Annotated in this window: 8 protein-coding genes and 1 tRNA gene; 4 read left to right on the top strand and 5 right to left on the bottom strand. The window is 73.6% G+C overall.

The features are described from left to right. Nucleotides 1–84: 84 nt before the first annotated feature. From AC0VXQ_RS02055 to AC0VXQ_RS02045, 3 genes are all read right to left on the bottom strand, one after another. Entirely contained in the window at nucleotides 85–1,287 is a 1,203-nt protein-coding gene (locus tag AC0VXQ_RS02055; protein ID WP_058730278.1) for a globin domain-containing protein, read from the bottom strand. A 265-nt stretch (nucleotides 1,288–1,552) separates the two neighbouring features. Continuing rightward, on the bottom strand, nucleotides 1,553–2,014 hold the full coding sequence (locus AC0VXQ_RS02050; protein WP_058730290.1) for an RrF2 family transcriptional regulator: 462 nt from the start codon (nucleotides 2,012–2,014) through the stop codon (nucleotides 1,553–1,555). Between the two features lie 146 nt (nucleotides 2,015–2,160). Next, nucleotides 2,161–4,017 (bottom strand): phosphoenolpyruvate carboxykinase (GTP), encoded by a 1,857-nt coding sequence (locus tag AC0VXQ_RS02045; protein ID WP_061225419.1) that lies wholly within the window; start codon nucleotides 4,015–4,017, stop codon nucleotides 2,161–2,163. Between the two features lie 451 nt (nucleotides 4,018–4,468). Here AC0VXQ_RS02045 and AC0VXQ_RS02040 point away from each other — a divergent pair. After that, nucleotides 4,469–4,544, top strand: a tRNA-Arg gene (locus AC0VXQ_RS02040). Between the two features lie 153 nt (nucleotides 4,545–4,697). Here AC0VXQ_RS02040 and AC0VXQ_RS02035 read toward each other — a convergent pair. Continuing rightward, nucleotides 4,698–5,912 carry an NgoMIV family type II restriction endonuclease gene (locus tag AC0VXQ_RS02035; protein ID WP_061225418.1) on the bottom strand — a complete coding sequence of 405 codons (1,215 nt, stop codon included), beginning with the start codon at nucleotides 5,910–5,912 and terminating at the stop codon, nucleotides 4,698–4,700. Between the two features lie 287 nt (nucleotides 5,913–6,199). Here AC0VXQ_RS02035 and AC0VXQ_RS02030 point away from each other — a divergent pair, with 287 nt between their 5' ends. Together AC0VXQ_RS02030 and AC0VXQ_RS02025 are read left to right on the top strand one after the other, a co-directional pair. Then, complete coding sequence (locus AC0VXQ_RS02030; RefSeq protein ID WP_061225417.1) at nucleotides 6,200–6,520, top strand: 2Fe-2S iron-sulfur cluster-binding protein; 321 nt, start codon at nucleotides 6,200–6,202, stop codon at nucleotides 6,518–6,520. Nucleotides 6,521–6,546: 26 nt separating this feature from the next. Continuing rightward, a complete protein-coding gene (locus AC0VXQ_RS02025; protein WP_061225416.1) occupies nucleotides 6,547–7,335 on the top strand; it encodes a DUF4232 domain-containing protein in 789 nt (262 codons plus the stop codon). A gap of 31 nt (nucleotides 7,336–7,366) precedes the next feature. Here AC0VXQ_RS02025 and AC0VXQ_RS02020 read toward each other — a convergent pair whose 3' ends face one another. Beyond that, nucleotides 7,367–7,969, bottom strand: a complete 603-nt coding sequence (locus tag AC0VXQ_RS02020; protein ID WP_061225415.1) for a malonic semialdehyde reductase — start codon at nucleotides 7,967–7,969, stop codon at nucleotides 7,367–7,369. 151 nt (nucleotides 7,970–8,120) lie between these two features. Between AC0VXQ_RS02020 and AC0VXQ_RS02015 the strand changes: the two genes are divergently transcribed. Further along, entirely contained in the window at nucleotides 8,121–13,634 is a 5,514-nt protein-coding gene (locus AC0VXQ_RS02015; RefSeq protein ID WP_475528925.1) for an Lhr family ATP-dependent helicase, read from the top strand. Nucleotides 13,635–13,686: the final 52 nt, after the last annotated feature.

The raw sequence follows: 13,686 nt of genomic DNA, 5'->3' as shown, positions 1-13,686 counted from the left end.
GGGAACGAGAACGCCGGGTCGCTGCCCGGGTGGGTACGGGAGCGCCGGGTCGGTGCGGGAGGGAGAAGGACGACGGGCGTCCGCTCAGGCCGCGGCCGGCTCCTCGCGGGCCTGGTCGTGCAGCATCCACTGGTCCGGGCCGAAGATCTCGTAGCGGATGCGCTGGCCCGGCACGCCGGCGTCGACCAGCTGCGAGCGCACGTCCTTCATGAACGGCAGCGGCCCGCACAGGTACGCCACGGCGTCGGCCGGCACGTCCAGCTCGGGCACCCGCACGCGCCCGGCGTGGTCTCCCTCCGCCGACGCCGTCGTGCAGGAGATCAGCCGGCCGTGCGGCAGGCGGGCCACCAGCTCCGCCAGCTCCTCGCGCAGCGGCCAGGAGGCGAAATCCCGCGCGGTGTGCACCACCGTCACCTCCCGCTGGGAGCCCTGGCGCACCAGCTCGGAGACGAACGCGATCATCGGGGTCACGCCGATCCCGGCCGAGAACAGCCACAGCGGACCGTCGCCGTCGTCCCCGAAACCGCCCAGCGTCACATCCCCGTACGGGTTGGAGATCTCGATGACGTCCCCCTCGGTCAGCTTGTCCAGGATGATCGGGGTCATCTCCCCCGCCGGGTCCAGCTTGACCGCGATGCGCCGCTGCCCCGGCTCACTGGGCAGCAGGGTGAACTGGCGCGGCTGCAGCAGACCGTCCTCGGCGCGGCAGAAGATCGAGACGTACTGCCCGGCCTGAGCCGGGGTCATAGGGGTGTCGTCGGCCGGCTCGAAGGTCAGGTCCGCGACGTCGTCGGCGGCCCGCACCCGGCGCACCAAGCGGAACGGCGCGCGCATCACGTCATTGGCCTGCACGGCGTAGAGCCCCTTCTCCAGGGCGATCAGGGCGTCGGCCATCAGCCAGTACACCTCGGTCCACGCCGCCACGACCTCCTCGGTGGCTGCCTCCCCCAGATCCTTCGCGATCGCCCCGAACAGGTACCGGTACACGGTCGGGTACTCCTCCGGGCGCAGCCCCAGCGAGGCGTGCTTGTGGGCCACCCGGGAGAGCACCTCCTCCGGGTACGAATCCGGGTGCTGCACGATCCACTGCGCGAACACCGCGATGGACCCGGCCAGCGCCCGCGGCTGGGTGCCCTCCAGCTGCGAGGAGCGGGAGAACATGCCGTCCATCAGGTCCGGACGGGCGGCGAACATGTCCCGGTAGAACACCGGCGTGATGTGCGGGATCCGCTCGGCGATGACGGGCAGGGTCGCCTCGACGACGGGGCGGGACTTCTCGGAGAGCATGGGGCTCCTTCCTCCGGTGATGGGATGCCCTTCAAAACTAGCACGGGAGATGCTGAATATGTCGGGGATGGCGCCCTTGCGGGGCGGGGCCGACGGCGCGCACCGAGACGGCGCTCCGGTGCACCGGCTTCACCGAGCCGGCGCTCCGGTTCCCGAATCTGGCTTTTCTGGGAACGAAAGCGCCGTCTCGCGCAAGGGTGGGAACGAGAGCGCCGGGTCGCGGTGAGGCGGGAGGGTCCCGAACCCGCGCGCGCCCCGGGAAGGGTCAGGCGAGGGCGTCCTGCGGGGGGCGCAGGCCCAGCTGCACCATGACCGGGCCCATCTGTCGGGAATGCGGCAGCTCGGAGATGATCACGGCGTCCAGCTCCGCGTAGAAGGCCTCGCGCGCCCGGTTGAGAACCCCGCGCAGGGAGCACAGGTGGTTCAGGGGGCACTCGCCGTCGGGCGCCTCACACTCGACCATCGGCTGGTCCCCCTCCAGCTCCCGCAGCAGGTGGCCCACGGACTCCCGGCGTCCGGCCTCGGTGATCCGCACCCCGCCGAAGCGCCCGCGGGTGGCCTGCACCAGCCCCAGCCCGCTCAGGCGCGCCACGGCTTTGGCCACGTGGTTATAGGGGGTGGCCACCCCGTCGGCCAGCTCGTGGGTGGTCAGCTTGGAGCCCTCCGGCACCCCGGACAGCAGCATCATCACCCGCAGCCCGACGTCGGAGAACGCGGTCAGCTTCATCTGCGCGGCCTCCTCCCCCTGGTCCTGATCCGCCGCACCGGACACGACGACGGGGCCCGGAAACCGACTCCTCGATTCCCGGACCCCGTCATCGGCATGCGGTCCATCCTAGCGGCAGCGGCCAGCCGCCGTCGTCGGGCCGCGGCTCAGGCGCCCAGGCGCCGGGCCAGGGCCTCGCGCTGCTCGCGGATCTGCGGCGGCACGTGGTCCCCGAGCTTCTCCAGCCACTCGTCGATCCCGGGCAGCTCCTTCCTCCACTCCTCGGCATCCACCCGCAGGGCCGCGGCCACGTCCTCCGGGTCGGCATCCAGCCCGTCCAGGTCCAGATCCTCCGGGGTCGGGACCACGCCCACCGGCGTCTCCTGGCCGCCGCCGGTGCCGTTGAGCCGCTGCACGATCCACTGGATCACCCGGGAGTTCTCCCCGAAGCCCGGCCACGCGAACCCGCCGTCGGGGGTGCGGCGGAACCAGTTGACGTAGAAGATCCGCGGCATGTTCTGCTCGCCGTGCTGCTGCGCGATGTCCAGCCAGTGGTGCAGGTAGTCCCCGGCGTTGTAGCCGATGAACGGCAGCATCGCCATCGGATCCCGGCGCACCACGCCCACCTGGCCCTTGGCCGCGGCCGTGGTCTCCGAGGACAGCGTCGCCCCCTGGAACACCCCGTGCTCCCAGTCGAAGGACTCCGAGACCAGCGGCACCGTGGTCTTGCGGCGCCCGCCGAAGATGATCGCGGACAGCGGCACGCCCTCCGGGTCGTGGTACTCCGGGGCGAGCATGTCCACCTGGTCGATGGGCGTGCAGAACCGGGAGTTCGGGTGCGCGGCCGGCCGACCGGAATCCGGGGTCCAGTCCTGACCGGTCCAGTCCGTCAGGTGCTCCGGGACCTCGTCGGTCATGCCCTCCCACCAGACCCCGCCGTCGTCGGTCAGCGCCACGTTGGTGAAGATCGTGTTGCCCGCGGCCACCGCGCGCATCGCATTGGGGTTGGTGGACCAGCCGGTGCCGGGGGCGACGCCGAACAGCCCGGCCTCCGGGTTGATCACGCGCGGGCGCCCCTCGGCATCGAAGGTGATCCAGGAGATGTCATCCCCGACCATCTCCGCGGACCAGCCCTCCACCGTCGGGTGGATCATCGCGAAGTTCGTCTTCCCGCAGGCCGACGGGAAGGCACCGGAGATGTAGTGGACCTCCCCCTGCGGGTCCGTGACCTTCAGGATCAGCATGTGCTCGGCCAGCCACGCCTCGTCGTGGGCAATCGCGGAGGCGATGCGCAGGGCGTAGCACTTCTTGCCCAGCAGCGCGTTGCCGCCGTACCCGGACCCGAAGGACCAGATGGCCCGCTTCTCCGGGAACTGCACGATGTACTTCTCCGGGTTGCACGGCCACGGCACGTCCTGCTCGCCGTCGGCCAGGGGCGCGCCGACGGAGTGCAGGCACTCCACGAAGAACGCGTCCTGCCGGGTCATCTTCTCCAGGACCTCCGAGCCGATGGTCGCCATGATGCGCATCGAGCACACCACGTACGCGGAATCGGTGATCTCCACCCCGTAGCGGGGCTCGGCCGCATCCAGGTGCCCCATGACGAAGGGGATCACGTACATGGTCCGCCCGCGCATCGCCCCGCGGAACTTCTCCGTGAGGATCCCGCGCATCTGCTGCGGATCCATCCAGTTGTTGGTGGGGCCCGCGCCTTCCTCGGTCTCGGTGCAGATGTAGGTGCGCTCCTCCACCCGGGCCACATCCTCCGGATCGGAGAACGCGGCGAAGGAGTTGGGGAACTTCTCCTCGGCCAGGCGCACAAACGTCCCGGCGTCGACCAGCTCGGTGGTCAGCCGATCCCACTCCTGCCGGGAACCGTCCACCCAGTGCAGCTGCCGCGGCTGGGTGAGCTCGGCGACCTCCCGCACCCACTCCAGCAGGTGCCGGTGCGTGGTGGGCGCGTTCTCCAGCGCCTCGCGCACGGCCGGCTCCAGGCCGCTGGTTCCGACGACGTTGTCAGTCATGAGATTCCCTTCAGGTCCGGCCCGCACGTCGGGCCATCACGCACTTCGTTGTGTTCGGCGCTCTCCCGGTGTGGCCACGGCAGCGATCCATCGGAGAGAGGGGACGACGCAGCCACGCGGGTGGGAGCCCGTGTGATGGGACCAGCGTAACCCGGAACGCCCGGGGCTGCGGCACACGTGACACGGCGACGACGTCGAGGCTCTGGGTGGGTCCTGACGCCACTGGACGTGCGGGCCTCTCACGCTCTGCACGCGGGGTCAGCCTGACGACCGGCGCGGGGGTGCGAGTGGGAGCGGGCCGGTTCCCCGGGTGGTCTGCGTGGGAGCTGCTCGCACTCTGATCGCGCTCTGCAACCGAGGTCACAGCCCGGCGATTGGCGCGAACCCGGGGGCGCGTGTACGCTGGTATCTGGTTCGAGCGAGCGCTTCGGCGCTCGTGATCGCGGACCAGGCGCCTGTAGCTCAACGGATAGAGCATCTGACTACGGATCAGAAGGTTGGGGGTTCGAATCCCTTCGGGCGCACCACATCGGAAGCCCCGTCACCACCTGGTGACGGGGCTTCTTCGCGTTCCGGGGCGGATTCCGCCGCAGTCCACTCCGCGCGGGGCCCTCACGACGGCGCGAGACCGCACGTTCTGGGCGAGGGCGGGTCAGAGACGGGCGGACGACGTCGGGCGCTCAGATCGCCAGGTCCAGGGGCAGGTCGGAGATGTCGCGCAGGCGGCGGCCCTGCACCATCGTGTGCATCAGCTCCGCACCGGCCGGATCCACCGCGGGGTCGATGGCGTCCATCAGCTCGTGCAGCGCGAAGTGGTAGACGCAGTCCAGCTCCCCCGTGCCCAGGGCGACAGCCGCCAGGCGCGAGGGCATCGGCTCGCCCGTGACCATCACCAGGTGCGGGGCCCGGCCGCGGCGGTTGCGGATCAGCTGCTGCGCCTCCGCCTTGGCCTGCTGGGCCCGATCGCTGCGCAGCGTCCACCGGCAGGAGACCACCGCGTGCAGCAGCGGCTTGGGCTGCACCGCGGAGCGCAGGGGGCTGGCCGAGGCCAATGGGCCCAGCGGATCCACCAGGCGGGTCACGGCGTTGAGGTCCCGATCGGACAGCGGCGAGCGCATCACGACGACGTCGGGGGCCAGCAGCTCCGCCTCCGCCCCCAGGACGGCCCGCAGGTCCCGGCTGCCCTCCACGATCTCGCGCAGCGCGGCCAGGTGCTCGTACTGCTCGAAGATCTCCGAGGCGTCCCGGATGGTGCCATCGGCCCCGCGATCGCCCAGCCGGCGCACCGTCCACTCCCCGGGCCGGATCCCGTCCAGGGCCTGCAGCACCGCCTGCAGGTACGCGGCCACGGCCCGCTCGAAGCTGCGGCCCGCGGAATGCCCCGGGGAGCGTGGGTGGGCCTCCACCGCCCCGATGCCCTCCGCGATCGCCCGGGCGTAGCGCAGGCTCGAGCCCGAGCCGGTGTCCGCGTTGGAGGGCACCCCGGAGCCCGGACGGGTCACCAGGACCCGCTCGTCGATCAGGGCGCGGTGGAAGACCCGCCGGGCCCTATCCAGCAGATACTCGGGGCCCTGACGTCGAGAGGCGGCCCGCTCCGCGCGGGTCATGGCCTCCTCGTGGGGTTCGGCCTCCGCTGCCGTTCCGACGACGTCGGCCGGGCGCGGGGCCTCCGGACCCGAAGTCTCCGGACCCGAAACGCCCGAACCAGGGGCCTGCGCGGGCATCACGGAAGGGGCGACGTCGGCCGGCCGCTGCGGGGCCGAGGGCTGTTGGACGGCGGTCTGTGCGTCGGCGTTCCCGCCGGCGGGTTCGGCGAACTCGGCGAGGTCCAGGGAGAACAGGAACTGCTCCTGCCCCTCGGTCTGCTCGGTGGACCTGCGGCGCCTGCCGGCCATGGTGGCTCCTCCTCTTACCGTCGGCTCCCGGTGTTCTCCCGGGGCCATGCACACAGTACCCGGTGCCCCGACGGAGTACCGGCGCACAGCCCTCAGCCGGAGACAGCCCCGGCTGCCGCTCGGGCTCGGGCAGCCCTCTCCCGTGACCCAGCCGATTCTCCGGCGACGCGGGCCCGCACTACACTGGCCCGGAAGGCCCGGGCCGCACGCCCGACGTCGCGGACTGCCCCGCCCGAGGCACCGACGCGCACCGGGCGCGGCCTGAACGCATCGACCCTGGAGAGCAAGTGAGCATCAACATCACCGTGGTGGACGAAGCCGGCGAGGCCCGCGACGTCGAGTGGACCGAGAACCAGACCCTCCTGGAGTGCCTGCACAAGAACCAGTACCCGGTGCTGGCCACCTGCGGCGGCAACGCCTCCTGCGCCACCTGCCACGCTTTCCTGGACCCGCAGCACTACCCGGCCGGCGGGGAGCGCACCGAGGAGGAGGAGGACCTGCTGGAGATGATCGACGACGTCGCCACCGAGTACTCCCGGCTGTCCTGCCAGACCGAATACCACGAGGGCCTGGACGGGGCGACCGTGACCCTGAAACCGGGTATGTGATCCCCCGTCCCCGACCCCTCCCCCGCATGAACGCACCCTTCACCTCCCGGCGGCGCGCGGCCGTCGCCCTGATCGCGGCGGGCCTGCTGCTCGGCGGCTGCTCGGCCGAGGACGCGACGGGCGGCTCCGCCGGATCCTCCGCCGCCGCCTCCGCACCGACGGCCTCCGCGCACCCCACCGGCACCGTCGCGGCGGCCCCCACCGGATCCGGTTCCCAGGCCGCCGCCCCGTCATCGAGCGGGTCCCCCACCACCGCCGCGCAGGCCCCGACGGCGGCCCCGTCCGCCCCGACGGCGAGCGCGACCCCCGCCCCGGCGGCCTCTCCGACGGCGTCCGCCCACCTGAGCGCGGCCCCCGCGCCGAGCGTCTCCGCCGCCCCGGAGACCGCCGAAGCCTCCGGCCGGTGCGCCACCGGGGACCTGAACGTGCAGGTCAGCTCCACCGGCGGGGCCGCCGGATCCGCGACCTACGCCGTGCGCTTCACCAACAGCTCCGACCGGGACTGCACGCTGTCCGGATACCCCGAGGTCTCCTTCATCGACGACTCCGGGGCGATGCTGGGCGCGCCGGCGATCCCGGCCAGCGAGCAGACCGGGGAGGCCACGCGCCTGCGACCGGGCCGCAGCGCGCAGGCGATCCTGCGCAGCACCCAGCCGGAGCTGTACGGGCAGCAGTGCTCCCGCACCAGCGCCGCCGGGCTGCGGGTGCACGCCCCGGACTCGGAAGGCAGCCTCGACGTCGCCCTGTCCCTGCCGGCCTGCGCCGATGCGCAGGTCCAGCAGCTGTCCATCGGGCCCATCGACGCCCGCGGCTGAGCGCGGCGCGCGGCACCCGCGGGTCACAGGGTCACAGGGTCAGCGTGGCATCGTCATAGGAGTACCGGGGTCCCCTGCCGTACTCAGGGTCCTTGCCGCGGCCGATGTTGACGACCACCAGCGACTTCAGCCCGGTACCCGCGAGCAGATCCGCGTCCAGACCGGCGGCATCGAACCCAGTCATGGGACCCGCGGCCAGGCCGACGGCCCGCACGGCCATCACGAAGTACCCGACCTGTATGAAGGCGTTGGAGCGTCCGGTCTCCTGCGCCAGCTCCTCATCCTCCCGGTACATCTGCCCCATCTGGGGGCGGGCCGGCAGGAAGCGATCGAATTTGTGGTGCCAGGTCTCGTCCACGGCGAGGATCGCGGTCATCGGCGCGGCCGCGGTCTTGGGCTGGTTGCCGGGCATCATGTGGGAGACCAGACGGTCGCGGGCCTCACCCTGAGACACCCAGACGATGCGCAGGGGCTGGGAGTTGAAGGCGGTGGGACCCATCTTCGTCAGCTCATAGATGGCCCGACGCTGGTCTTCGGTGACCTCGGCGTCCTCGAAGGCGCTGACGGTGCGGGCCTCGAACAGACGGTGCAGGTCCTCCTCGGACAGCTGGGCGACGGCGGCGACATCGGTCATGGGGGCTCCTGAGGCTGGGGGGGCGGCGCGGCGATCACCGCGCACCGGATTCACTTCACGTGTAAACCTTATGCTTCGCCGGGCTATTCCGGGGTGCGACGGGGTTGCTCAGACAGCATGGCCGTTCGGCCTGTCAGTCGGGGGCGGCACAATGGGGACCATGCCGCACGCCCTGGACCGCTTCACGCCCGCGACCCGCGACTGGTTCGCCGGGGCCTTCGGGGCGCCCACCGCCGCGCAGGAGGGCGCCTGGGAGGCCATCGCGCAGGGTCGGCACGCGCTCGTCGTCGCCCCCACTGGCTCCGGCAAGACCCTCGCGGCCTTCCTCTGGGCCCTGGATCGGCTGCTGCTGGGCGGGGGCGGCGCCTCGGGCGGGGGCGCGGACGACGCCGAAGCCGCGACGCCCGCACGTCACGGCGGGGATGCCGGGCGCACCGGGAAGCGCCGGACGAACGCCACCCAGGTCCTCTACATCTCGCCCCTGAAGGCCCTCGGGGTGGACGTGGAGCGCAACCTGCGCGCCCCGCTGGTCGGCATCACCCAGACCGCGCGCTTCCAGGGCACCGAGCTGCGGGAGATCTCGGTGGGGGTGCGCTCCGGGGACACCCCCGCCGCCGAGCGTCGGGCCCTGCTGTCGAACCCGCCGGACATCCTCATCACCACCCCGGAATCCCTCTATCTCATGCTCACCTCGAAGGCGCGGTCCAGCCTCACCCTGGTGCACACCGTGATCGTGGACGAGGTGCACGCGGTGGCCGGGACCAAGCGCGGCGCCCACCTGGCCGTGACCCTGGAGCGCCTGAACCAGATCCTGCCCCACCCCGCCCAGCGGATCGGCCTGTCCGCCACCGTGGAGCCCGTGGAGACGGTCGCCCGCTTCCTCGGCGGCACGACCCCCGTCACCGTGGTGCGCCCCGAGGCCGCCAAGACCTGGGACCTCACCGTCTCCGTGCCCGTGCCGGACATGTCCAACCTGACGGTGCCGGTGCCGCGGGAGCAGCCGCGCGTGCGCACCGGCATCGACCGGGGCTCCGCCGCCAGCGGCACCGCGACACTGGAGGACGCCCTCGGCCTGGACCTCGCCTCCCCGCTGGCCGGGCCGCCGCACGACGACGCCGCTCCGAAGCCCCTGCCGCCGGAGCCGGTGCACGAGGTGGTCGCCTCCATCTGGCCGCACGTGGAGGAGCGGATCGTGGACCTCGTGGAGGCGCACCGCTCCACCATCGTCTTCGCCAACTCCCGCGGCCTGGCCGAGCGCCTGACCTCGCGGCTGAACGAGGTCCACGCCTTCCGGCAGGTCCAGCGCGGGCTGCTGGACCCGGAGCAGACCCCCGGCCGACGCGGATCGGCCGGGGCCGGGATCCGGGAGCAGCGGATGGGCGCCGGGGAGGCCCGCGCCGCCGCGTCGTCGGGCGGGGCGTCGGGCACAGTTTCGGCCGCGGCGTCGGGCGGGCCCGTACCCGATGCCGATGCCGCAGCCGAGATGCCCTACGCGCCGCCGGCCGTGAACCACCTGACCAGCGGCACCGCGGCGCCCGAGCTGGCCCGCGCCCACCACGGCTCCGTGTCCAAGGACCAGCGCGCGCTGATCGAGGACGCCCTGAAGACCGGGGCGCTGCGCTGCGTCGTCGCGACCTCCTCCCTGGAGCTGGGCATCGACATGGGCGCGGTGGACCTGGTGATCCAGGTGGAGTCCCCGCCGAGCGTGGCCTCCGGGCTGCAGCGGGTGGGCCGGGCCGGGCACCAGGTGGGCGAGACCTCCCGGGCCGTGCTCTACCCCAAGCACCGCGGGGACCTGCGCGACGCCGCCGTGACCGTGGAGCGGATGCGCGCCGGGGCCATCGAGAAGCTGCATGTGCCCGCCAACCCCCTGGACGTGCTCGCCCAGCAGACGGTGGCCGCCGCGGCGCTGGGGCCCATCGACGTCGAGGCCTGGTTCGAGGCGCTGCGGCGCACCGCGCCCTTCGCGGCTCTGCCCCGCTCCGCCTTCGACGCCGTACTGGACCTGCTGGCCGGGAAGTACCCCTCGGATGAGTTCGCCGAGCTGCGTCCGCGCCTGATCTGGGATCGCGACGGCGGGGTCCTGGAACCGCGCCCCGGGGCCCAGCGGATCGCGGTGACCTCCGGCGGCACCATCCCGGACCGCGGCCTGTACCCGGTGTTCATCGTCGGCGGGGACGAGCAGACCGGGCCCAAGCGGGTGGGCGAGCTGGACGAGGAGATGGTCTATGAGTCCCGCGCCGGGGACGTCATCGCCCTGGGGGCCACGAGCTGGCGGATCGAGGAGATCACGCACGACCGGGTCAGCGTCACCCCCGCCCCGGGGCAGGTCGGCAAGCTGCCGTTCTGGCACGGAGACGGGCCCGGGCGCCCGGTGGACCTCGGCGAGGCCGTGGGCGGATTCACCCGGGAGCTGGCCTCCCGCCTGGAGACGGGGCAGGACGACGCCGCCCGCACGCGCCTGCGCGAGGCCGGGCTGGACGAGTGGGCGGCGGACAACCTCCTGGCCTACGTGCGGGAGCAGACCGAGGCGACGGGGCAGGTGCCCAGCGAGAAGACCCTGGTGGTGGAGCGGTTCCGGGACGAGCTCGGGGACTGGCGGGTGATCCTGCACTCGCCCTACGGGATGCCCGTGCACGGGCCGTGGGCCCTGGCCGTGGGGGCGCGCATCGAGCAGCGCTGGGGCCTGGACGGCTCCGCGATGGCCGCCGACGACGGCATCGTGCTGCGCATCCCCGCGATGGAGGACACCCCGCCGGGGGCGGAGCTGTTCGCCTTCGACGCGGAGGAGATCGAGCGGATCGTGACCGAGCAGGTGGGCTCCTCCGCGCTGTTCGCCGCCCGCTTCCGCGAGTGCGCCGCGCGGGCCCTGCTGCTGCCCCGCCGGGACCCGGGGCGGCGCACCCCCCTGTGGCAGCAGCGGCAGCGCTCCGCGCAGCTGCTGGACGTCGCCCGGAAGCACCCGGACTTCCCGATCATCCTGGAGACCGTGCGCGAATGCCTCCAGGACGTCTATGACCTGCCCGCCCTGCGCCGGCTGCACGAGCACATCGCGGCCCGGCGGATCACGGTCCGGGAGCTGGAGACCCCGGAGCCCTCCCCCTTCGCCAAGACCCTGCTGTTCGGGTACGTCGGGCAGTTCCTCTACAACACGGACGCGCCCCTGGCCGAGCGGCGGGCCGCGGCCCTGTCCCTGGACCCCTCCCTGCTGGCCCAGCTGCTGGGGCAGGAGGAGCTGCGGGAGCTGCTGGACGCGCAGATCATCGAGCGCACCGAGGCCCAGCTGCAGCGCCTGGCCCCGGACCGGCGCCTGCGCGGGGCGGAGGGATTGGCGGACCTGCTGCGCCTGTTGGGCCCGCTCAGCCCCGAGGAGGCCGCGGCCCGGCTGCGCCCGGAGGAGGCCGCGGGGGCCGTCGCCGCGGGACCCGGCTCGGCGTCGGGCCGCGGTCTGGGCGCGGACGGTGCCGCGGAGGACGCTGCGGGCGCGGACGACGCCGCGGAGAACGAGACGGCCGACCTCGGCGTCGTCGCGGAGTGGGCGGATCGGCTGGTGCGGGCCCACCGGGCCTTCCGGGTGCGCACCGGCGGGATCGAGCGGATCGCGGCCGTGGAGGACGCCGCCCGCCTGCGCGACGGGCTGGGGGTGCCCCTGCCGATGGGGGTGCCGGCGGCCTTCATCGAACCGGTCACGGACCCGCTGGGGGATCTGGTCTCCCGGTACGCCCGCACCCACGGCCCCTTCACCACCGGGCAGGCCGCGGCGGCCCTGGGGCTGGGGCGGGCCGTCGTCGAGACGGTGCTGCGGCGCCTGGCCGCGGACCGGCGGGTGGCGACCGGGCGCTTCCTGCCCGCCGAGCTGCTGTCGGCCCGCGGCCTGGACCCGCGGGATCCGGGCGAGGAATGGTGCGACGCCGGGGTGCTGCGCACGCTGCGACGCCGCTCCCTGGCCGCACTGCGCGCGCAGATCGAGCCGGTGGACGCCGCGACCTACGCCCGCTTCCTGCCCGCCTGGCAGCACGTGTGGGCTCGGGGTGCCGAGCAGGATCCGCGGGTCGCGGATGAGGACGGGCTGCTCACGGTGATCGACCAGCTGGCCGGGACCGCGGTGCCCGCCTCCGCCCTGGAGACCCTGGTGCTGCCGGCCCGGGTGCGCGGCTACGCCCCGCGGATGCTGGATGAGCTGCTGGCCTCGGGGCAGGTGCTGTGGACCGGGGCCGGGACCGTGCCCGGGCAGGACGGCTGGGTGAGTCTGCACCTGGCCGAATCCGCGGATCTGACCGTGCCGGAGCGGCCCGCGATCCCGCTGGATCGGCTGAGCGCCGATGCCCGCACCGTGTACGCGGCGATGGGCGAGGGCGCAGATTTCCTGCCGCGCATCGCCGCCCGCGCGGGGCTGTCCCTCGGGACCGCCGGGGATGGGCTGTGGGAGCTGGTGTGGGCCGGGCTGGTGACCAACGACGGGATGGCCGCGCTGCGAGCTTTCCTCGATGGCGGAAAGACGGCGCACGCCCGACCCCGGGGCTCGGCCCGCTCCCGGTCCCTGGGTCGACGCGGGGCCGGGCGGATCTCGCGGGCACAGGGGGCGCGTCCTGGGCGGTATGCGGGGCTGGCGGCTCCCGGTCGGGCCGGTGCCGGTCTCAGCTCCGGTGGGCTGGGTTCTGATGGGCTGGGGGCCGACGGGTCAGGTGCCGGGTCCGACGGCGGCGTCGGCGGCTGGGGTCTCGGCGTGGCTGGCGGTGGTCCCGGCGGCGGCGCGGCTGAGATGTCCGCGCTGAGTCCGCAGCGGGAGCGGGAGCTGTCCGGGCGGTGGTCCCGGGTGAGCTCGTACCTGTCCGAGGAGCCCCTGGAGCCGACGGTGCGCGCCGTCGCCCTGGCGCAGCTGATGCTGGACCGGTACGGGGTGCTGACCCGAGGCGCGGTGCAGCAGGAGGATTCCCCGGGCGGCTTCGCGGCGGTGTACCAGATCCTCACGGCCCAGGAGGATCAGGGCGAGGCCCGCCGCGGCTACTTCATCGAGGGGCTGGGCGGCGCGCAGTTCGCCGCCCCGGCCACCGTGGATCTGCTGCGCGCGGCGGAGATCGACGAGCAGCTGGAGGCCTCCGGCGCCTCCGAGCGCACTCCGCAGGTGCTGGTGCTGGCCGCCACGGATCCCGCCCAGCCGTACGGTGCGGCGCTGTCCTGGCCGGATCCGATCCCCGGGGAGCCGCTGCTGCGCGGGGTGAGCGGCGGGAGCCGGGGGTCGGGTCCTGAGGGCGCCTTTGCCGGGGGCGGCGCGGCGTCGGGGCGGGACGGCGCGGTCTCGGGGCCGGACGGCGCGGCGTCGGCGGGGGCGAAGACGTCCCAGGCGCGCCCGGGCCGGAAGGCCGGGGCCCTGGTGGTGCTGGTGGACGGCCGCCCGGTGCTGTACGTGGAGCGCGGCGGCAAGACCCTGCTGGCCTTCACCACTCGCGTACTCGACCTGGAGCTGGCCGCACCCGCGGTGGCCGACGCCGTGCGGGCCGGGGCCGCGCAGAAGCTGGTGGTGGAGAAGGTCAACGGCGTCTCCGTGCTGGAGCGCGGCGCCCCGGCCGAGGACGGCTCCCCCGACCCCATCACCGCGCTGCGCGAGGCCCTGATGGCCGCGGGCTTCGACTCGACACCGAAGGGCCTGCGGATCCGGCGGTGAGACGGCGGGGCCGATCCGCCACTCCCGGACCGGATCGTGTGCCCACCCCGCC

It is taken from the genome of Rothia sp. QJM3NY_36, assembly GCF_056173115.1.
Note: the sequence above shows the minus strand (reverse complement) of the source record. Positions and strands in the feature narration are given on the sequence as shown.

Excerpts from the sequence above, each read along its gene's own strand:
- AC0VXQ_RS02055 (WP_058730278.1), bottom strand. The coding sequence starts at position 1,287 with ATGCTCTCCGAGAAGTCCCGCCCCGTCGTCGAGGCGACCCTGCCCGTC.
- AC0VXQ_RS02050 (WP_058730290.1), bottom strand. The coding sequence starts at position 2,014 with ATGAAGCTGACCGCGTTCTCCGACGTCGGGCTGCGGGTGATGATGCTG.
- AC0VXQ_RS02045 (WP_061225419.1), bottom strand. The coding sequence starts at position 4,017 with ATGACTGACAACGTCGTCGGAACCAGCGGCCTGGAGCCGGCCGTGCGC.
- AC0VXQ_RS02035 (WP_061225418.1), bottom strand. The coding sequence starts at position 5,912 with ATGGCCGGCAGGCGCCGCAGGTCCACCGAGCAGACCGAGGGGCAGGAG.
- AC0VXQ_RS02025 (WP_061225416.1), top strand. The coding sequence starts at position 6,547 with ATGAACGCACCCTTCACCTCCCGGCGGCGCGCGGCCGTCGCCCTGATC.
- AC0VXQ_RS02020 (WP_061225415.1), bottom strand. The coding sequence starts at position 7,969 with ATGACCGATGTCGCCGCCGTCGCCCAGCTGTCCGAGGAGGACCTGCAC.
- AC0VXQ_RS02015 (WP_475528925.1), top strand. The coding sequence starts at position 8,121 with ATGGGGACCATGCCGCACGCCCTGGACCGCTTCACGCCCGCGACCCGC.